Raw genomic sequence first — 20517 nt, forward strand, 5'->3', positions numbered from 1 at the left:
AAAAGGACTTATGCATGCCAGGGATAGAGTTTTACTTTTCAACCGCACTTAACATTGACAACATTGATGGCATCCATCTACTGCAAGATCACATTGGCACCTATTATTCCAAGGCCTGGGATGACTTTGGTTATATCGTCACCTTTCAGGTCTATCATGTAGAGCATGGCAGGCGCGAGTCCTTGGGGCGCACCAAGTTACTTGTGAATGGTTATGATGACTCTTCAATTTATTTTTTAACATCCCATGATAAAGTCGGAGAAAGCGTTCGAATTACGAAACTGTTGGATCATAAAAAGGTGGTCTCGCTATCATCCGACATTGATTATTATCGTAGGATCCACGCTCTCATTCCCCAGAGGGCAGAAGACTACCTGCGTCAGATTTGTGACGGGAGTTATAATCTGCATGCGTACGGAGATTTTTCAAACTGGGAGGGTTTCGAGCTGTCCCTGTTCAGAGATCGCCTTGCTAAGGCCATCTTAAAAAAAGGCTATCAGATAGCGCTAGGCAGCTATGAAGCGCAGGAACAGTTCTCGTTCAAGCTGGAGGGACTTCCGGATAACTTTGACGCTGTCGAATTTAATTTTGACAACGCCAGGCAGTTAGGTCGTACCAATATCAACTTACTCATTGGCCGGAACGGTGTCGGAAAAAGCCACGTCCTCCGCCACTTGATAGATTTGGTTACGGGAGTGGAAAAACATGCTGAGAGCTGGCCCTTCTTCCATAAAGTCATTGTGGCAGCCTATTCACCCTTTGAGTCGTTCAAAACCGAGGTTGAGCTGTCAAATGCCTTGCCAAACCAAGCCATGGCCCAGACTGACGACAGTCACGAAAGTGATCTGACAGCTAAAGATGAGCAAGAACGACGCAGGCGACTGGTCAATGAATATGTCTACATTGGTTTCCGTGACCCTGAGGGTAAGTTTTCCCTGACGTGGCCTAAAGAAAGTAGCGCTCGAGCACTCCATCGTATCGTTCAATATGATGCAGATAACGAATGGACTGGCGGTAGCCGTTTCGAGCTGCTGTTTGATACGTTGTCCCACTCCATTGATTTTGATGCAGTTCAAGTTTTCAATTCAGATGATTCGTCGATAGTGCTTAGCCGCACCACGGAAGCGGTACGGCTGAGTCTCGCTACGCGCAAGGATTTTAATTACGCGGCGGGTATCGAATTCCTAAAAGGAGGTAGAACGGTTCCTCTGAGTTCCGGGCAGACCATCTATTCCTACCTGCTGCCGAACTTAGTCGCCGAAGTGGACGAGGAGAGCCTGCTCATCCTTGACGAGCCAGAACTGTATCTCCACCCGTCAATGGAGGTCGGGCTTTTGGATATGCTGAAGCAGTTGCTTGCCGCGACAAAATCCAACGCGATCATTGCTACGCATTCGACGATATTAGCGCGAGAGGTGGAGCGGTCTGCGATTTCGGTGCTGCGAAAGGTGGAGGATAGGACAGATGTTTCGAGACCCAATTTTGAAACATTTGGTCAGACCGTGGAAGTCATCATGGGACTGGCGTTTGATGACTATCAGACGCGCAAGCCCTACGAAGACTCAATTGACGAAGCTGTCGCCGATTGCGCGAGTCCCGAGGAGGCCCTTGAGAAGCTCGGTCCCAAGGTAGGAGACGAGGCACTGGCGTATCTGAGCGGTAAACTTATCGCGGGTGAGAATGATGTGGAGCCGGATATTGAGCGGAGGCCGAAATGAAGGACCTCTCATACCTTCGCACTGGACCGGGTTGCTCTTGGTTTGAATTGGCTATTGGCTCAGCTAAAAAAAACACTGCCATACTTGGATTTATTAAGTATGCCGTTCGCGAGCGCTATGAAGAGTTTGACGGTTTTATTGAGGACTATCAAACAGAGCCACGAAAAAGCGGGATCTCACTTTCTGGCCACGTACTGATAGACTTTTATGAGCGCCCTCCAGCTGCGTTAAAAACACTGTTAGAGGCTCGCCGTCATGATCATACGCTGGATGAGTGCCCCTATTGTGGATTTCCTCGAGCGCCGGAAACGCTCGACCATTTCTTACCGAAAGAGCGTTGGCCGGAATATTCGATTTTTTCTGATAATCTGGTGCCTCAATGTCGTGACTGCGCCCCAATAAAAGGGGTGAAATATTTTTGTGAAAATGAAAATCAGTCGTTCTTTCTTCATCCTATCTATAGCCCTGCGTTGTCGACACTGAGGTTTAAGATTGAGGTAACGATCGTGAAGGGAAAGCTTGTTTTCTCACCGGCCTTCAGTATTCCAGAAAGCATTACAGATGTTGATGAGAAGAGAATAAGTTCTCACTTAAAAAACCTGCATATCAAGCAGCGAATCGTGGACTACTGCGATGAACAATACCGCCATTGGATTAGGATTGCCCAGAGCAAGCCCTGCGATATAAAATCTATATTTGAGTCCAGGCTCAGCGAGCGAGAATGCGATCCATACCCTAATAATTGGGCGACGGCCTTCTATCAAGGTGTTCTTAAAAACCAGGATGCTGTGCGGGAACTCCAACGGCACGTTGTGAGCAAACCGCTGAGGTCCAATGGAGCGCATCGGCTTATCTAGACCCCATTCACCTACTGGGAGCCCGTCATGGCATTTGCGCAATAGATTAGATTATGCAATAGCTGACGGGCTTACCGTCAGCCCGAAAAGATAGCCCACGTATGTTGTGGATGTTAGTACGGTAGGGAGTTGATCACTCATCTTTCAGGTCAATCAAATACTGTTCATTAAAGCGGATATGAATCTGAAATCAGGTCCCGAACTACGTCGAGGGGTTCATACCACTTTGCAATCTTGACCTACTGACTTTAGGCTCTGTACGAAAAGTCGAGGAGCGAAGGTCAGGCAAGGCAAAAACAGGCGAGGAACGGCCGGGGTCGCGTTCGACTCTACGTGTTGTAAATGAGCATTCCGATCGGACTCGCGCTCGAGCCTGTTTTTAACGCAGCATCACCGAGCGAAGCCACTTTACGTATAGAGCCTGGTGGTTGCTTATGCACCAGCCCTCTCCCATTCCCTGCGTATTATCTCCTGCTACTGACTGCGTCCTGCAAGATGCCCCAATACTGCTTGAGGCTTGCCGCTCGCAGCTTTCAGCTGCCCCAAAAAAAGACCGCCCCATCTGCACTGGGGCGGTCTTTTTTTCATGCGGTTGTTATCTCCTAAGCCAGATGATCCAGGCCTGCCAGTATCAGTTCGTTTCGCCGGATATCATCCAGATTGGTGACGGCATGGGGGGCGTCGCTCACCGCGTGCCACACGACGAAATCACGCCGCATATCCAGGAACAGAAAGTAGTCATTGAATCGTTCGGCTTCTGAAAACCTCAGTTGCAGCGCCTCTCTGAGTTGTTCGGGACGCAGCGCTCGACCCTCGATGTGCAGCGCAATGCCCCAGTCATGGTGCTCGCGGCGGCTGACGAACGAGACTCCGTTTGCCACCGGCCAGACCGCAGGACTCTGTGCCGCAACGTTGTAGTAGAACGCTGTTTTCTCCTCGACCTCAATCATGTCTAGTCCCTTAACTTCACGACGGTGTAATCGCGCTCGTGGTCCTGATCGTCAAGACCGTCACGCATGTCCGGGGGCCACCAGATGACCAGTTCGCGGCTGGTGGAGTCCGGACGTTTGCAGGCAGTGCCCGAACAACCGTGGGTGGCGCACCCGGTCAGGGTAGCAAACACCACCAACACGACTGCAACGCTGCTGATCTTCATGGCTTTGCCCCCCGGAGCAGTGATGGCCGGCTCTCTTTGGCCATTTTCGATATCTGTGGCTGACGTACCGCGATATACACTTCGCTCTCCTCGCCCGGTTGCAGCCATGCGTGGGGCCAGGCGGCGACGCCGATGACCCAGCGACCACCGCAACGACTCTCGTCGATGCGCACCGGTTTGTCGGTATTGTTACGCGCTACCACGACGGCCACACCCCAGTCCTTGCGTGCATACCATTGCGAACGCTGGCCATCGAGGCTCAGGCCCTGACCCGGGTCACACAGGCTGTCGGTTTCAAAGGGCAGTGTTTCGCCATCATGCATGCCCTCTGGCGCAGCGCCATCGACCATCTGCGTGAAGACTTTCTGAATGTCGCCGCGGGTAGGCAGCTCACCGCCGTCACGCCGTTCCTTGATCCTTTTCATCTGATCATCGACATCATGAGGGTTGCCGTTCTGCACATAGCGAGCCGGGTTGACCTGGTCGCCAATCAGTCTTGGCGTCAGAATGAACAGGCGCTCGCGCTGGCTCAGTTCACGGCTGCGGGACTGGAACAGCAGTTTGCCGATGTAGGGGATGTCGCCCAGCAACGGAACCTTATGGACCTTGTCGTTGGCTTCAAGGCCATGGAAACCGCCGATGACCAGTGAACCGTGTTCGGCTATGACGGCCTGGGTACTGACATTGCCTTTGCGCACACTTGGCTGCGTGTCATTGATGTCGGAGATGTCGATCTGACCATCCTCGATATCGACGATCAGTTGCACCTGAGGCTTGCCATCGTGATCCAGCGAGCGCGGAGTCACCTGCAGACTGGTGCCAGCGGTGATGGGCTCGATATTGGCCACGCGTTCCGACGTCGCGGTGAGGTATTCGGTGCGACTGAAGTCGATCACGGCCGGCTGGTTTTCAAGGGTAAGAATGGACGGGTTGCCGATCACCGAGGCTGAGCCGTTACCTTCCAGCGCATGCAGTTCGGCAGCGAACTTGCCGGCGTTCTGAATGAACAGGGTGGAGCTGGTGCCAGCGTCGAACATGTTGGCGCCCCCGTTGACACTCCCGGCATTGAAGTTCCAGCGGCTGGACAGTTCTGCCAGCTCGTTGCGATCAATGTCGAGGATCACGGCGTCGATTTCGATCAGGTTGCGCGAAACATCCAGCTCTTTGATGAGCTTTTCGTACATGGCCTTGCGCGAGGGCAAGTCGTAGATCAGCACGGCGTTGTTACGGACATCGGCCGTTACACGGATGTTGGCCCGACCGCCAGAGCGGCTTTTTCCAGCGCTTTTGCCGCCGCCGCCGCCATAGTGCAGCACCTGATCGAGGCCCTGCTCCAACGCATTGGTATCGAGGCCGCTGGAGCTCATCGGCAGACTCGGAGCGTCCGGGCCGCCACCGCCCGCCAGGCCGTTACCGCGACCGCCTCGCCCCAGCAGATCCATGCCATTGATCGACCCGCCACGAGAACGGGTATCCAGCAAATCCTGGAGAATACTGGCCACCCCGGCGACCACCAGTTGTTGATCGCGATAGCGAATGGTGCGGTCCGCGGCACTGGCGTACTTGAGCGGGAATACGATGATGTCCTGCTTGTCGCCCTTTTCCGGCGCTTCGACTTTCTTGCTGTAATCGCGCACCAGTTCCACATATTTTGCCGGGCCACGAACCAGAACCACGCCCTCGTTCGGCAGTACCCCCCACCCGAAGCGCTTGTCCAGCAGCCCTACATCAGTCAAGGCAGTCTGCAGGTCATCTACCGCGTCGGATGACACTTCGATGCGTGCCGAGGTGTGCTCGCTGGAGGGGCTGACGTACAACGTGTCGTTATACACAAACCACTGGAAGTGATATTCCTGGCCCAGGCGGTCGAGAAACTCTTCCGGGCTCTGAGCGCGTATCCGGTCATCGAGGACCCCGGGAATGGGCGGCATATCCAGCGCCATGCCGAATTCCTTGGCGAAGTCGGCCAGCGCTGTCGCCAGCTCGGTCTGCCGGGCATCGTAGGCGTAAGCCGTATGTTTCCAGGCTTCGGGAGTCACCGCCCACGTGGCGGGGGACAGCCCGATCAACAATAAAGGCAACCACATCAAGGCCTTGCGCATTTCAAACTCCCGGTTGCCGGTGATTGAGGGTCGTGCGCCCGGCTAAGGCGGGCACGGAATTGACCAGAGTGGTGTGCATCAGGCTGAGCAAGGCCGCGCGCTGATTGGCCAGGCTTTCCAGACGGTTCAGCAGATCGGCAAGGCTGCAGGGGCCAGGCATCCAGCTGACCAGCACCATGCAGCGCGTTTGCGGATCGATGGCGAACGCGCCGTCACAGGCACACGCCAGGCTGGCACCGCCGTGACTGAGCAATGCTTCGATACGCTGAGGGTCGTTGGCGTCATAGGGGTCGAGTAACTCGATGCTGCAACGGACTCCGCCACCCACCCTTTCCAGCCGTGCGTTGGCGTCGTCGACCCAGCAGTCGAGCGGGCTCGCCGGACGCTGATCACGCCACAGGCCGACGACCTCCTCGAACTCACTGAAATCCATCGATGACATTTTTGGTCATTTTATAACCAGCCTGCTGGCATTGATCAGCGATGTTGGAGCTGACCGCAGCCTGCTGGCTTGCCTCACTGAAGGCATCGATGTCGTCGGCGGTGAAATGCCCATTGCCCCCGTCCAGCACGTCATCCACGTCGGACAACGCGCGGGTGAGCGTGGAATCGAGGTTATTTTGCAGAGATTTGAAATTTATCATGTCCTGATACTCCATCAGAAAGGTTCAAACCTTGAGTGGAGCAAACAGGTGGAGCGGTTCCATTTTCGCCGCAAGAGTCTGTTTCAGGCAGCCGGCTCCGCGCCTGCCAGCCCATTGCGCAGCGTTGCCCAATCGATTTCGAAAGCGCCGTTGGCGTCGCTCAGGCGCAGGCTTTCAGTGGCCAGCGTCGCATCCCGTTTGAGCGCCCAGTGCTCGGCAAAACGGCTCTCTGCCAACCATTCGGCGACCGGCTCGGCCATCTCTGGATGAACGCTGAGTGTGGCCACTGCTTCGTTGAGCTGGCTGGCTGCCAGGTTCCTGACCAGTGCCCGAGCACGCTCGGCAAGGGTCGTTTCGTCGAGTAACTGGCTCAATGCCTCAGTCAGCAGTTCCTCTACAGCAGTCATGGCCTGCTGCTGCAAGGCTTCGCGCTGGACATGCAGCTCGTCCAGAAAGGCATTGGCGCGCTCCCAGAACTGCGCAAGCGCCTCCTGATGCCGACGATCGGCATTAGCCTGCTCACGTACCAGCAGTTGCTCCGCCTGACGTTGCGCGCCAGTCAGAATATCGCGAGCCAGCAGACTGTTGGCGATGTCTTCACGGCGCAATACTGGCTCGGGCAGCACTGCGTCGGCAGTCAGGGTAATACTGCGTTTGGCAAGCATGGTGCGAATTCCTGATGCAGAGGGAGGCGGATATTCAGGCCGTGGTGACACGCCATAGAACAGCCTGCCACAGCGTCTGAAGTTTATTTTCGGGGGCCGCGCAAGGCCTCTCGGCGACCTCATCGGGCGCCCAGGCCAGGCGCAATCGCGGCCAATACTCAGGCCCGAGCCAGGCACCCAACAGCAAGCGCGCATCTTCATGCTCCAGCTCCAGCCAGACACCAGGGCGCAACGCCTTGGTCAGCGCCCAGCACCACTGCCCGTCATGGCCGTCGCTTTCGTTACGGGAAAAACAGATGCGCTGCGCCAGATCCAGCGCCTGATCACGCTGCGCGGGTGTCAGCGCCAGCCAGTTCAACACCGGCTCTGCAGGCATCGGCGGTTGACTTGGCATGATGCCGACACTCTGCAGAAACACGCCGTGACGGCTGACCATGAGGGCTTCACAGTCGCTGACGGTCAGTCCGCAGCGCTCGGCGAACCGGCTTTGCCAGCCCGGATGCGCCCATGGCCAGGGATTGCACCACCACTGAGTCCAATAGTCCTCGGCGGTCAGGTCCATCACGCGCGCGCCGGTACGGTCGAGCGGCTACGGCCGGCAAGGCCGATCCGCCCAAGGACCGAGGCGCGCCAGTCACTGCGCAACAGCAGCGCCATGATCAGCAGCAACACCGCCAGGCCAACCGGCACCAGCCAAAGCATCAGGTTCCAGAACGGCAGATTGGCGCTGTCCAGCTTGAACGGTCCGAAACTGACCCACTGCGTGGTTTCCTGAAACTCGGTAGCCGGTACGAACACAATGGAAAACTTTTTCGACTCTGCCGATTGCGTCGACATGCCGGGGATACTGCTGGCGACCATCTGTTGAATGCGCCCACGCACGCTGTCCGGGTCAAGCGCTGCGGAGTGTTTGATGAACACCGCAGCAGAGGCAGGTTGCACCGGTTCACCCGGTGCGATGCGTTCCGGAAGTACCACGTGCACCCTGGCCACGATGACGCCGTCTATCTGCGAAAGCGTCGCTTCGAGTTCCTGAGACAGGGCATAGATGTAGCGGGCGCGCTCTTCGAGCGGGGTCGAAATGACCCCTTCTTTCTTGAAGATATCCCCCAGACTGGCGCGAGACTGGCGTGGCAGGCCGGCAGCGTTGAGCACCCTGACAGCGCGGTTCATGTCGCTGGTCGCGACGGTGACGACAACGCCGGTTTTCTCCAGACGTTTGCGCGCGTCGATATGCTGATCGGCAAGACGGGCAACGACCTCGTTGGAGTCCTGCTCGGACAAGCCGGTGAACAGATCGGTTTCATCACTGCAGCCGCCGAGCAATACCATGCAAATCAGCAGCAGCCCTGCGCTCAGAAATTTCACGGAAACCTCTACTGCAAGTTAGTCAGCTTGTCGAGCGCCTGCGCAGTCTTGCTCACCACCTTGGTCGTGAGCGCAGTCTGCAACGAGCATTGCGACAGGGTCCTGGTCATCGCCGCGATATCCAGCGCATCTCCAGTCCCGGAGGCTTTCTTCATCGACCGCATTGCTTGCTGAGACATTTTTTCGGTTTCGCCCAGACCGCCGGAAATTGCACTGGCGATATGCTCGGAAAGCGGCGCTCCGCTCGAAACGCCGTCCGGCTGCGTGGCAGCGGTGAAGATGTCGACATCCGCCTGGGCCGGTTCTGAAACGAGCCCCTGTGGCACATCCTGCCCGAGTTCCGGCGAGATGCTTTTAACATTACCAAGGTGGGAAATGGTCACGTGAGTTCTCCGTCAGGCGGGTGTCGGTCAGGCCGCGGCCTGATTGCGGGTGCCTTGCAGCAGCGTACTGACCAGCAAGGTGGCGATTTGCGCAGCGCTCGACTGCACGTCGGTAGCGGTTTGTCCGGCGTCCTTGAGCGTCGCTTCAAGGCCCTTGAGCAGCAAGCCGCCCAGCAACTGGTCAAGATCCTGCGCGGACTGTCCGCCATTCGCCGCCGTGCCGGTCTGCGGGGTGTTTACGGGTGTGCCCAGTCCACCACCGGCCAATACCGATTGCAGGCCACGGTCGATAAGCTCGCCGATCAGTTGCCCCGCTTCACCACTGGTAGTGCCGCTGTCACCGGGACCGGTATTGGCGTCGATCAGCGGGTCACCCTTCACACCGGACGAGTTGCTGGAAAAACTGCTCGGAGTGCCCAGACCTCCACCCGTCCCCGCCAGACCGCCAGCGCCACTCTGCTGATTACCCAGTTGCTGGCCAATGATGTCGAGTGCCGAGCGGAATGCAGCCGTTTCGTCGCCATCAAGGAAGTTGTCTTCCTTGAGTTCGTTCACCCAGGAACCCGAGTCCGGCTTGGGAAACTGTGCGGGATTGTCATCCATGAACTGCGCGATCTTGTTCAGCATCGGCATATCGTCTTCGGAGAAGCTTGTCCCGCCATCCTGCTTGGTCAGAAGATCATCGAGCATCGACTTGGCCAGGCCATTGAGCACCTGAGTCATCAGGTCCTGCTGTCCGGTACCCGAGGCGTTGTCCGAAGACGCGCCGAAGTTGTCACCCAGCTTTTCATGGATCAGCTTGTCCAGCGCAGCGATGACATCCTCGATACCGCCGCCTGCCTTGCCATCCGCGGCCATCGACTTGGCCAGCAGTTTGCCCAATGGCGAGCTGTCGTCGAGTTGACCGTTGCGCATCAGTTCCTCGGCCAGCTTCACGACAACTTCCTGAAGCGCCTTGCTCGACGAACTGGCGCCAGTCGTCTCGGTTTCAGGACGCACCAGGACAAGGGCCATTGCCGGGGTTTGCAGCGAGCTGCTGTTAAGACTGAGACTCTGCATCACAACCTCCTCAAAGTAGCAGCCCCCTCAGGCACGAAGGGGCTTCAAGAAATCAGAACTGGACGACCGAGTTCCGGATCTTGCTTGCGACGATCTGGTTGGAAAGCGCCTCTTTCTTGTCCTCAAAGCCCGCCAGCATGCTCGATTCGCGCAGCAGGCCGTTCTCTTCGTTCGCGGTGCCGTCAAGCTCGGCACTTTTTGCATCGCCTTTGCTGATGCTGGAGCGAGTCGCGTCGATACTGTCAGTGCTGCCGGTGTTGCTCACCAGTGCAGCATTACGGTCGGCGCTGCTCTTTACGCTGTTGATGCCCTGAGCGGCACCACCGATCGTGTTGACGACACCGCGACCTGCACCCGCCAGAGAACTCATGATAGTCATAACGTCATACCCCTTCGTCTGTACCAGCGTAATTGCTTGGTACAGCTAGGTGGCATGCGTCCGCGAATCGGTTCCAGAACTTCTGCAAAAAATCAGATGCTCAATTCCTTGATGCGGCGGTAGAGCGTACGACGTGGGATATCGAGCTCCAGGCTGGCCGCGTCGATGCAATTGCGGTGGCGCTTAAGCGCTTGCTGAATCAAGGCCTTTTCGATCGCCCGCAGCTGGAACTTGAGCCCGCACGCCAGGTGCTCTTCGGTCTGCGAGTCAGCCCCAAGCAGAGGAAAGCCCAATACATGGCGCTTTGCAGCGGCCTTGAGCTCGCGGATATTGCCGGGCCAGTGATGCCCCGTCAGTACCTGCTGAAGCAACGGACATACATCGGGAATCGGGACGCTCAGTTCTTTGGCCGACGCCGCCACAAACCGGGTGAACAGCGGCAGGATACGCTCGGGCTGATCGCGCAGCGGCGGCAGTTTGAGGGTCAGCACGTTCAGGCGAAAGTACAGGTCGCGCCGAAACTTCCCCTCTTCGACGGCGTCGTCCAGACAGGCCTGGGCCGAGGCAATCACACAGATATCCAGGTTGATCGTGGAGGTCGAACCCAGACGCTCCAGTGCACGGGTTTCAAGCACCCTCAGCAGCTTGGCCTGGAGGGCGAGCGGCATGCTATCGATCTCATCCAGGTACAAGGTTCCGCCCTGCGCCGCCTCGATGTAGCCCATTCGGGAACGGTCGGCGCCGGTATAGGCCCCACTCACCACTCCGAACAGCTCGCTCTCGGCGAGCGATTCCGGAATGGCTGCGCAGTTCATCGGGACGAAACGACCCTGGCGCCCGGACATGTTGTGAATGCGCCGGGCAATGGTGTCTTTACCGGTACCGGTCTCGCCCGACAGCAGGACATCAATGCCGAGCTGCGAAATACTTTCGGCGACGATCCCCAGATTGGGTACGCGCTCCGCATCCAGGTGATCGTCAAACTCATCGTCGAGATTCATTTCATGACTCCAATGGCATCAGCGTTGCGCGAGCGCAGCAGCGATTCAGGACTCGGCTACCAGGTCGATATGCGAAGCAACACCCAGCTCTTTCATGCGGTGGTAGAGGGTGCGCCGGGGCAGTTCGAGCTCCTCGAGCACAGCGTCGAAATTGTGCCGATGTCGCTTCAAGGCATCCTGAATGAGCATTTTCTCGATGACGCGCATCTGCATGCGCAGCCCTGTTACCGGGTCACGCGCTTCGACCGGCTCGGCGCCCAGCAACGGCAAGCCCAGGACAAATCGCTTGGCAGCCGACTTCAGTTCGCGCACGTTGCCGGGCCAGTCATGGCTCAACAGGATCTGTACACGTCGATTGTCGAGCGTTGGAACGGAGCGGCCGGATTCTGCGGCGACGTCCTGGGTGAACTGGTCGAACAATGGCAAAATCTGCTCGCGACGCTTGCGCAAGGCTGGCAACTGCAGTGTCAGCACATTGAGCCTGAAAAACAGGTCACGACGAAAAAGTCCTTGTTCCACCAGTTCATCCAGCGGACGCTGGGCCGAAGCAATCACTCGCAGATCCAGTGGTATGAAATCGGTCGAGCCTAGCCGCTCGACGCCCCTGCTTTCCAGCACCCGCAAGAGCTTGGCCTGAAGGCTCAACGGCATGCTGTCGATTTCATCCAGATAGAGGGTGCCGCCGTTGGAGGCTTCGATGTAGCCCTCGCGAGCCCGACACACGCCGGTGAACGCACCATTGACCACGCCGAACAACTGGCTCTCTGCCAACGATTCGGGGATGGCCGCACAGTTCATGCCGACAAAGGGCCCGGTCCTGCTCGACAGCTCATGAATCCGGCTGGCCAGGGTATCTTTGCCGGTGCCGGTTTCTCCGCAAAGAAGCAAGTCCATATCCAGTAGCGCGCTGTTCATTACAATTTGATGACCAGCCGATAATGCAGTTACGTTCCAACACGTTCGAACGTCGTTATCAATGTCTGTGCTCATCGATCACTCTCATGGCGGGAGGAAGGCGGGATATTAATACCACGTCTTACAAGGCACACATATAGTAATTTAGTTCCCCACAGACGGTGAAAAATTTCACAAACTCGAGAATCACTATCAAGTAGCGCCACCCCCCTAAGACCCACTCGGTATAGCGCAAGCGCTTTGAAATGATTCTGTTAATATATCCTTATTCCAAAATTATCATGGACTTACGCTGGCCAAGCGTCGCTGCAGCCCCTGTGGCTGCGGGGAATCCAGACGTATGCCCGATCATGGGTCATAATGAAATCGAAAAATTTGTAACTTGCCAACCGCAGAAAAAACAGATAGCCACCCCATGAATCTGGTAGCACACTTAATAGGCGCCGCAGCACGTTAGTTCTTTACAGCAATAAAAAATGAGCAAACCAAAACAGCCATTTGTACGAACGTATTGTATTAACTTCCCATACACCCACAACTAACACACTCAAGAAAAAACCGGTTAACGTTCAACTTACTCCATACGTCCAAATAGGGAGAACCGGTTGCAAGACAGAACCCGGCAACTGGGCTGATACAAACAAGACCACAGTCGGATTTCCGAACGATGGCGCATCTCTGATCTGGTTGGATCCATAACCCTCCCATTTTTTGGGCTCATCTCGCGATAGCTTTTTGCCACCCATGCATTCGGTAATCCGAACGCGTGGCCTTTTCAGAATGCGTATTTGCAGGTTTTGAAAATGGCTAATTCGCTGAAAGGATTCACTGTAGGACAATCTGGCAATCCAGGCTTATAGCGTTATGAACGCCTCTCACCATAAGCAGCGCTGATACCTCATCATCACTGAGATTGTTTCTAGATATGTGTAAGTATTTCCTTACAATTCTTTACAAAGTTTGCATGAGCCATTGAGAAACATATTTGGTAAAGCTTGGTCCGCCACCCTTTTTACGTCCCTATAAAGGCAAAAAAAGGAGCAAAATTTTTTATTCGAAGGTTTCGGGCACGCGCTGAGAACGCGAAAAAGCACTAAAAAAGGGCAATTTTCAGGTGCTTTAAGCGCTCAGGAGAAAAAAATCGAGAGGTTATTGGCGTGGATCGCTGGCGTACACCACGACACGAGGACCGTTCGGCAGCTCACGCGGCTCATCGCGATACGCGATCTCGTCGCGCTTGCGTGGCGACGAACGGTCATCAATGTACAGCCTCTTTTGTATCCGGCGGTCCAGTAGCGAACGCTCGTTTGTCGCCTGCGACGACGCCTGACGCGCAGGCTGGATGGGGTCGGACACAGTTACCTGTTCGGCAGCCTGAACGGGTTGCGCGGGGCCGGGCAAGGGCTCCTGCCTGGCAACCTGGACGACTTTCGGTTGCGGTTCACGCCTGACCGGCTGCACCGATTCCGGTGCTGGCTCGCGCTCAAGCACCTGCATCAGGCCTGCCGTCTGCTCGCGCCCTGCTGCCTGCAACGGCTCAGGCGTCGGAGCGCGCTCGGCCACTTGCGACGATGGCTCGCGCTCGATCACACGCTTTCCGGGACTTGCCGGGATGACAGCGGTTGTCGGCGACTCTCCGGTGATCCGCTCGATACCTGCCGTCAACACCTGCGTGTGGGTCTTGGGAATCAGCAAACGTCCCGGGCCATCCGGGGTCTTTTTTCGCAGGAATGCCGGGTTGAGGCGCAACAACTGTGCCTCGTCTACCCCGGTGGTGGCGGCGAGCTGAGTCAGGTCTACCGTGTGGTTGAGCTCAACCACATCGAAATACGGCATGTTGGCGACCGGCGTCAGTTGCACGCCGTAGGCGCCTGGATTGCGCACCACCAGCGAAAGTGCCAGCAGGCGCGGAACGTAGTCCTGGGTTTCCCGGGGTAAATTCAAATGCCAGTAGTCGACAGGCATGCCACGTCGACGGTTGGCGTCGATCGCTCGTGCAACCGTGCCCTCGCCTGCGTTATAGGCCGCCAGTGCCAACAGCCAGTCGTTATTGAACTGATCATGCAGGCGAGTCAGATAGTCCATCGCCGCCTTGCTTGACGCGACAACATCGCGGCGGGCGTCGTAGGTAGCGCTCTGGTTCAAGTTGAACTGGCGACCGGTAGACGGGATGAACTGCCAGAGGCCCGCTGCCGCCGCCGGGGAGTTGGCCAAGGGATTGTAGGAGCTCTCGATCATGGGCAGCAGCGCCAGTTCCAGTGGCATGTTGCGTTCATCGAGACGTTCGACAATGAAATGCAGGTAAGGCGTGGCGCGCTTGCTGGCCCCGGTCAGAAAACCGCGATTGTTCAGCAACCAGTCACGCTGGCGAGCGATACGTTCATTGACGCCCTGCCCGTCCACCAGCCGGCATCGCTGCGCCACCCGTTGCCAAACGTCCTCGCCGTTGTAGACGGGCAAATCGGCAACAGTCGTTGCAGCCAGGGGGTCGGCCTGCGCGTCGGCCGAGCGATACCCCAGCCCGGCGACCAGTCGCGGCAAGCGGTCCAGGCGCGACGGTGAGTCATCGACTGACTGACAGCCCACACACAGCGCCCCCAGGGCCAGAACGGCGATCTGTACCGAACGAGCCAGCAAACGAGGAGACGAAACGTGGAGGGCAACGGCGGCCATGTGCGGAATGTCCTGAACGTGTCCCCCTACGTGGCACGCCCGCCTTTCCAGTTCCCTGCAAGGCGTATTTCGCTTGCGTACGCACAAGCCTGAAACGTTTCAGCCAGCTGTTTTTCTGTGGAACCGGTGCCTTCCCCATGCCACACAGGAGCTGAAGGACTTTTCAAAAGGGTTACACAATCGCCGTCGTCGGGCGGCAAATGGAAAGGGAGATGCACCGTGCAGGCACCAACGGTCAACCGCAATACCGGAAACGTCATTGCGCCAGAAGCGACAGCAAGAGCCGACAACCCTTCAAATATCCGGCAGCAAACCGAACAGCCGACCCAGCGCTCCTCACATTCGCTGGGCAGTATGGGCAAACGGCTGCTGAAAAGCGTCGGTAAGGTGTTCCAGAAATCCAGGGCACCCCGGCAGTCGGCAGCCAGACCGCCCAGTACGCAACCCCCCTCAAGCTCACCACCGCGCTCCAGTCGCGAGGCGGGCAGAAACACCAGTCGTGACACTCGTCTGCCAGATAACCCGCCGCCGCGCAACGATCCTCCCCCCAAGTCAATTCTGCGCACCCGTGCGAACACCTCGGGAACGACGAAGCATGAAATAGAACAAGGATCGACGCGGGCAGACACTGCCACCCGCAACAATCGCCGTGTCACGTTCAATCTTCCGCAGGATCAGCTCACACGCAGCCCCTCAGAGCAGCTAGCCGCAGAGCCCATGACTGACGAAGAGGCGGTCGCCAGCGCGATGCGTGAACACCGTAACCCCGGCGGCCGTCTGCAAGGCCCCGATGGCACACGCCAGTCAATGCAGCCTGTAGACCCGAACACGGCTAGCAGTTCCGGTACCCAAGCCGACGATCCTGATGGGCCGCTCGCACGCCGCAATACCGGGCTGGAAAGTAGCACCGGCGGGAGCTCCGAGCTCAGGAGCGAGCAACTGATACGCGATACGCGACCACAGGCCACTATCAGGCTGAGTGCCGATGGCAAGCCGGATTTCTCTTCATTCAAGACGCCCGGCATGGCCGCTTTGCTGAACGACATACTCGCCAAGCCCGGACAAACCTATCTGGCGCAGCAGAGTGAGCAAGGCGTGCAGGACCATCAACTGTTGCAAGCCAACGGGCATCTGCTGCATCTGGCGCAAGGTGACAGCTCGCTGGCGGTCATCCGCAGCAGCGAGCCAACACTGCCGGTGGCAGGCGGGAAACCTCCGCCGGTGAACATGCAGCGTGAAGAAAATCACATTCATCTCGACACCCTTGACGGGCGGCGCAGCCAGGAGTTGCCAGGCAAGGCCCATATCGCCCACCTCACCGACGTCCATCAGACCACCAACGGCGACCGCCTGCGCGTGCACGAAGACCGGCTGTACCAGTTCGAACCGCTCGCCGCACGCTGGAAGCCGGTGGATGAAATCGAGGACATCGCCTTCAACCGCCTGATAACCGGAGGCAACGGCTCGGTCTACGCCAAAAGTGACGATGTTGTCGTCGATCTCTCCAGCCCGTTCATGCCGCATGCCGATTTCAACGACCTGAAGTCATTTTCGGTCGCACCTGACGATACCGCGGCACTGCTCAGCGGCTCGGATGTGCAGACCGTCCTGCTCACCGACATGAGCCCGGTGATTGGTGGGCTGACCCCGAAAAAAACCAAAACCCTGGAACTCGACGGTGGTCAGGCACAGGCCGCCGAAGTCGCCCTGAGCAACGACAGGCTATTTATTGCCGACACGCAGGGCAGGCTTTACAGCACTGATCGCAGCGCCTTCGAAAGCAACGAGCCAACGTTGCGCCTGATGCCAGAACGGGCCGGCTACAGGCTGGACGATCAACCAATGGGCGGCCACAACAGCGTCAGCGGATTCATCAGCGGCGATGACGGTCGCGTGCACGCACTGATCAGGAATCGTCAGGGCGAGGTGCACTCCCATGCGCTCGACGAGCAGGGTGCGAAGCTGGAAAGTGGCTGGAATCTGACCAATGCGCTGGTTCTGGACAACACACGCGGCCTGACGGTTATGCCAGCGCCCGTCGGTGCCGACCGCCTGCACCTCGACCGTGCCGGTCTGGTCGGTTTGAGCGCCGGTCGCATCCAGCGTTGGGACGCGACGCCGCAGTGCTGGAAAGACGCAGGCATCAAGGATGTCGATCGCTTGCAGCGCGGAGCCGACAGCAACGCCTACGTGTTGAAAGGTGGCAAGCTGCTCAGGCTCGACGTGGCCCCTAAACACCCCAATGTCGCCTTCGACCACAATACGGCACTGGCCCAGATAGCGCGCTCGACCAAGGTGGCGATGGGCAAGGAAATCGCAGGGCTGGAGAATCGGGTCGTGACCGCCTTTGCCATGGTCAGCGACAAGCGCTTTGTCGCGCTCGATGATCAGAACAGACTGACGGCCCATAGCAAGGACCACAAACCCATTGATCTGGATACCTCCGCAATTGACGGAGACATCAAGGATCTGGCCCTGGACGAAAAGCATAATCTTTACGCGTTGAGCAGCACCGGTAAGCTGTATTGCATGCCCAGAGAGGCATGGCAGGCAACCCGATTCGGAGGCCAGTTGGCCGCCAAATGGACGCCGCTGGCAGCGCCCGACGGGCAACCGGTCAAAGCGCTGTACAGCAATGATGACAATCGCTTGAGCGTCCAGGTCGAGGACGCCGCCGGTCAAGGCCTGATGCAACTCAAAGAGGGTCAGTGGCAAGCGTTCGAGCAGCGTCCCGTGGAAAAAAACGGCTTGAACGACGTTTACAACCGCATCACGCGCGCGCACAAGACCTGGCGGATTCCAGGCACCGGGTTGACAGCAAAGCTGGACATCAATGCATTCGGGCGCAGCGGCATGGAGAAAAGCAATCGCCCCTCCGCCAGCGAGGCCATGCGGGCCAACGTTTACAAGAACACGCTGGAACCGCCTCGCTGGATGAAGAACGTCGGCAACAATATCCAGCATCGCTATCATGGTCGCGAGGGCCTGAAGGAGCTCTACAAGAAAGAGCTGATCGCGTTCAAACAACTTGAACTGATTCATGAAGCCGGCGGCACACCGCCGACCCCGGGCAACGATCTGAAAGCGCGAATTGCGCGCCTGCAGCTTGGCCCTGAAGGCGCTGAGCTGGCGAAAGAACTCGAAGTATTCCGCGACGAACTGGAAAAGCACGCCAGGACGGCGTTGGAGAACATTGGCAAGGATTACGGCAAGCTCAAAAACCTCAGGCAGAACGACGGTGTGCTCAACCAGCACAGCGCATTGGCAAAGTCATCGAAACGCACTCAGCTCGGCAAGAAGCTGGCTGAACTGGGGTCGATGCTCAACTTCAAAAGCTCCGGCCATGATTTCGTCAATGAGCTGGATAACGCCCTGACCCGTGTCGCCCCGTCCGCAGAAAACCCGACGGCCACAACGCTCAGGCTGCTGAAAGACAACGGTGTAAAGCTTTCTCACACCAAAACCGATATCGGTATGGGCCAACGCCGCGACGCCAATGAAGATCACGGGCTGAGCAAGGCCCGCCTGGCGCTCGATCTGGTCACCCTGAACGACCTCGGTGCGCTGATCGGCAAGGTTGAGCTGCTGGCACGCAGCAGCGACCTGCCCAGGCTGCAAGCGGAATTGACCTCGTTACGCGATGTGACCTATGGCGAGAATCCGGTCAAGCAGGTCACTGACATGGGCTTTACCGATAACGCAGCACTGGAAGGCGCGTATGACGCGGTCAAGGCGTTCTCGAACGCACTCAAGAAATCCGACCACGCGGTCAGCGTCAATATGCGCGCGGCAACCGGCAGCCAGGATCAGTCCGAACTGGCCGACACGCTCAAGGCCATGCTCAAAAACCTGGAGCATGGCGACGATGAAATCGGCGTGCAACGCAGTTACGGCCTGAACCTGACCAGCCCGTTCGCCGTCCTTGCCGACAAGTCGACAGGCCCGTGGCCGACCGCCGGCGCTACCGGCAATCGCAACTACCTCTTCAGTGCCGAACGTTGCGAAGGCGGCGTGACCCTGTACCTGATGAGAGAAGCGGCCGGCAATATCAGCGGCGGCGTGGGCGGCGGCAAGGACTACTGGCCTGGCTTTTTCGACGAAAACCACCCTGCCCGCAGCGTCGATATCGGTAACAACCGCAAGATGACGCCGAACTTCCGTCTTGGCGGAGACGTGACCGCAACCGCTGCCGCCAGCCAGCGTGCCGGAGTGATCTTCAATGTGGCGGACGACGAAATCGACGGGTTCGTCGACGACCTGTTCGAAGGCAAGCTCAACCCCTTGCAGCTGTTGAACAAGGTCAAGGACCACGAAACCTATGAAGCGCGCCGCTTCAATTTCGATATCACCACAGGCTTCAGCGCTGATATGCGCGTCGGCTTCGGCCTGTCGGAGGCCGACAGCGCGCCGCTTTCCGCGGTTGCGCGTCTGGGCGTGGCGGCGAATGTCACGGTCAACCTGCTGAGCTACACCGATTACTCCCTGACCCAGAAGAACGACAAGACAGAGCTGCGCGAAGGCGGCAAGAACCGGCCGCGCTTTTTCAACAGTCTGATCTTCGGCGGGCAGGCACGCGGGCAGATCAGTGGCACGCATAGCAACTCCACCGCGACCCCGGCCTCCGCTGCCGGGCCGACACCGGCGACTCAATCGGCGGCCAATAACCTGGGGGTCGCAGCGAACGTGACCATTGATGACAAAACCGTCAAACGGGTCAAGTTCCGCTTTAACGTAGCGACCCCGATGACCACCGAGAGCCTGGACAAACTGTCTAAAAGTCTCGGTGCAGCCTTCAAGGACAAAGCCACGACAGCCCGCCTTGCAGCGCTGCAGAATCCGCTGAACGCTCTTTACGTCGACATGAACCCTGAGCAGGCCATTCAGGCACGACTTGACGGGCTCAAAGCGCTGTTTGCCGAGAGACCGTCGCAGAACGACACGCAATACAAGGCGCTTCGGGACCTGAAAAGGGCAGGCGTGCAACACGAAGCGTCGATCAACAATCACAGTGTGCTGGACAATGCCCGCTTCGAAACCAGCAAGACCAGCCTGTCCGGCCTGAGCAAGGAAAGTATCCTCACCAGAATCATGGGTTCGATACGCGAAGCCAGTGCGCCCGGCAACGCGGCCAGGGTCGCCGAGTACATGCGTCAGGACCCGACGCTCAGCGCCATGGTCAAGCAGCTTGAAAACAGCCAGGGCACCCTCGCCCGGGTACGCCTTGAACCGAAAGACTCGCTGATCGACGAGATCGACGAAGGCAGCCGCAGGGGGACGCTGACGCAGACCGAACTCTCCGGCCTTCTGGAAAATCGCAACAACATGAGGATCAAAAGGCTGGTGGTGTTCCATGCCCCACCGCAGACCGAGAACTTCACGTCACCCACGCCACTGATCAGCTACAACAGCGGCGCCTCGTTGAGCGTGAACAAGACCCTCGGGCGGATCAATTTCATCTATGGCGAAGACCAGGACAAACCCATCGGCTACACGTTCGACGGGGAACTGTCGCGGCCCTCGGCGTCGCTGAAAGAGGCGGCAGGCGAGTTGAAACTGTCGGGCTTCGAAGTCAAAAGCTGATAGTTGAGACACCGTAA

17 protein-coding genes are annotated in these 20517 nt (G+C 57.8%); 3 read left to right on the plus strand and 14 right to left on the minus strand.

All coding sequences use genetic code 11. The features are described 5' to 3' along the window. Positions 1 to 14 precede the first annotated feature (14 nt). Both QRN50_RS13895 and QRN50_RS13900 read left to right on the plus strand, forming a co-directional pair. A complete protein-coding gene (locus QRN50_RS13895) occupies positions 15 to 1718 on the plus strand; it encodes an AAA family ATPase (RefSeq protein WP_024659973.1) in 1704 nt (567 codons plus the stop codon). After that, entirely contained in the window at positions 1715 to 2575 is an 861-nt protein-coding gene (locus QRN50_RS13900) for an HNH endonuclease (protein ID WP_004406544.1), read from the plus strand. Before QRN50_RS13895 ends, QRN50_RS13900 begins: the two co-directional genes overlap by 4 nt. Positions 2576 to 3177: 602 nt before the next feature. Here the strand turns inward: QRN50_RS13900 and QRN50_RS13905 are convergent. The 14 genes from QRN50_RS13905 to QRN50_RS13970 form a co-directional block, all read right to left on the minus strand. Continuing rightward, positions 3178 to 3525, minus strand: a complete 348-nt coding sequence (locus tag QRN50_RS13905) for a negative regulator of hrp expression HrpV (RefSeq protein ID WP_003339817.1) — start codon at positions 3523 to 3525, stop codon at positions 3178 to 3180. Positions 3526 to 3527: 2 nt separating this feature from the next. Further along, complete coding sequence (gene hrpT, locus QRN50_RS13910) at positions 3528 to 3731, minus strand: HrpT family type III secretion system protein (protein ID WP_003314144.1); 204 nt, start codon at positions 3729 to 3731, stop codon at positions 3528 to 3530. Then, entirely contained in the window at positions 3728 to 5833 is a 2106-nt protein-coding gene (gene sctC / locus QRN50_RS13915) for a type III secretion system outer membrane ring subunit SctC (protein ID WP_024642736.1), read from the minus strand. The genes hrpT and sctC overlap by 4 nt, the downstream gene beginning before the upstream one ends. A gap of 1 nt (position 5834) precedes the next feature. Then, positions 5835 to 6275, minus strand: a complete 441-nt coding sequence (locus QRN50_RS13920) for a type III secretion system protein HrpG (protein ID WP_004418828.1) — start codon at positions 6273 to 6275, stop codon at positions 5835 to 5837. Beyond that, positions 6253 to 6477: a type III secretion protein gene (locus QRN50_RS13925; RefSeq protein WP_003314139.1), complete on the minus strand. Its 225-nt coding sequence runs from the start codon at positions 6475 to 6477 to the stop codon at positions 6253 to 6255. The genes QRN50_RS13920 and QRN50_RS13925 overlap by 23 nt, the downstream gene beginning before the upstream one ends. Before the next feature lie 83 nt (positions 6478 to 6560). Continuing rightward, a complete protein-coding gene (gene sctL / locus QRN50_RS13930; RefSeq protein WP_004406552.1) occupies positions 6561 to 7142 on the minus strand; it encodes a type III secretion system stator protein SctL in 582 nt (193 codons plus the stop codon). Positions 7143 to 7176: 34 nt separating this feature from the next. Beyond that, positions 7177 to 7704, minus strand: a complete 528-nt coding sequence (locus QRN50_RS13935; RefSeq protein ID WP_096126760.1) for a type III secretion protein — start codon at positions 7702 to 7704, stop codon at positions 7177 to 7179. Beyond that, on the minus strand, positions 7704 to 8510 hold the full coding sequence (gene sctJ, locus QRN50_RS13940; protein ID WP_096126761.1) for a type III secretion system inner membrane ring lipoprotein SctJ: 807 nt from the start codon (positions 8508 to 8510) through the stop codon (positions 7704 to 7706). The genes QRN50_RS13935 and sctJ overlap by 1 nt, the downstream gene beginning before the upstream one ends. A gap of 8 nt (positions 8511 to 8518) precedes the next feature. Then, positions 8519 to 8893: a type III secretion system inner rod subunit SctI gene (sctI, locus tag QRN50_RS13945; protein WP_003314135.1), complete on the minus strand. Its 375-nt coding sequence runs from the start codon at positions 8891 to 8893 to the stop codon at positions 8519 to 8521. A 27-nt stretch (positions 8894 to 8920) separates the two neighbouring features. Continuing rightward, positions 8921 to 9952, minus strand: a complete 1032-nt coding sequence (gene hrpZ / locus QRN50_RS13950) for a type III secretion system effector HrpZ (protein WP_058398991.1) — start codon at positions 9950 to 9952, stop codon at positions 8921 to 8923. A 52-nt stretch (positions 9953 to 10004) separates the two neighbouring features. Next, on the minus strand, positions 10005 to 10331 hold the full coding sequence (locus QRN50_RS13955; RefSeq protein WP_003314134.1) for a type III secretion system major pilin HrpA: 327 nt from the start codon (positions 10329 to 10331) through the stop codon (positions 10005 to 10007). A gap of 92 nt (positions 10332 to 10423) precedes the next feature. Further along, on the minus strand, positions 10424 to 11332 hold the full coding sequence (hrpS, locus tag QRN50_RS13960; RefSeq protein ID WP_011266878.1) for a transcriptional regulator HrpS: 909 nt from the start codon (positions 11330 to 11332) through the stop codon (positions 10424 to 10426). Between the two features lie 45 nt (positions 11333 to 11377). Beyond that, positions 11378 to 12322, minus strand: a complete 945-nt coding sequence (hrpR, locus tag QRN50_RS13965) for a transcriptional regulator HrpR (RefSeq protein WP_096126762.1) — start codon at positions 12320 to 12322, stop codon at positions 11378 to 11380. 1074 nt (positions 12323 to 13396) lie between these two features. Further along, entirely contained in the window at positions 13397 to 14920 is a 1524-nt protein-coding gene (locus tag QRN50_RS13970) for a lytic transglycosylase domain-containing protein (RefSeq protein WP_004406565.1), read from the minus strand. A gap of 219 nt (positions 14921 to 15139) precedes the next feature. On the opposite strand from QRN50_RS13970, the gene QRN50_RS13975 reads away from it, so the two are divergent. Beyond that, positions 15140 to 20500, plus strand: a complete 5361-nt coding sequence (locus QRN50_RS13975) for an AvrE-family type 3 secretion system effector (RefSeq protein ID WP_096126763.1) — start codon at positions 15140 to 15142, stop codon at positions 20498 to 20500. Positions 20501 to 20517: the final 17 nt, after the last annotated feature.

This window comes from Pseudomonas sp. MEJ108 (genome assembly GCF_030208985.1).
GTDB lineage: Bacteria > Pseudomonadota > Gammaproteobacteria > Pseudomonadales > Pseudomonadaceae > Aquipseudomonas > Aquipseudomonas fragariae.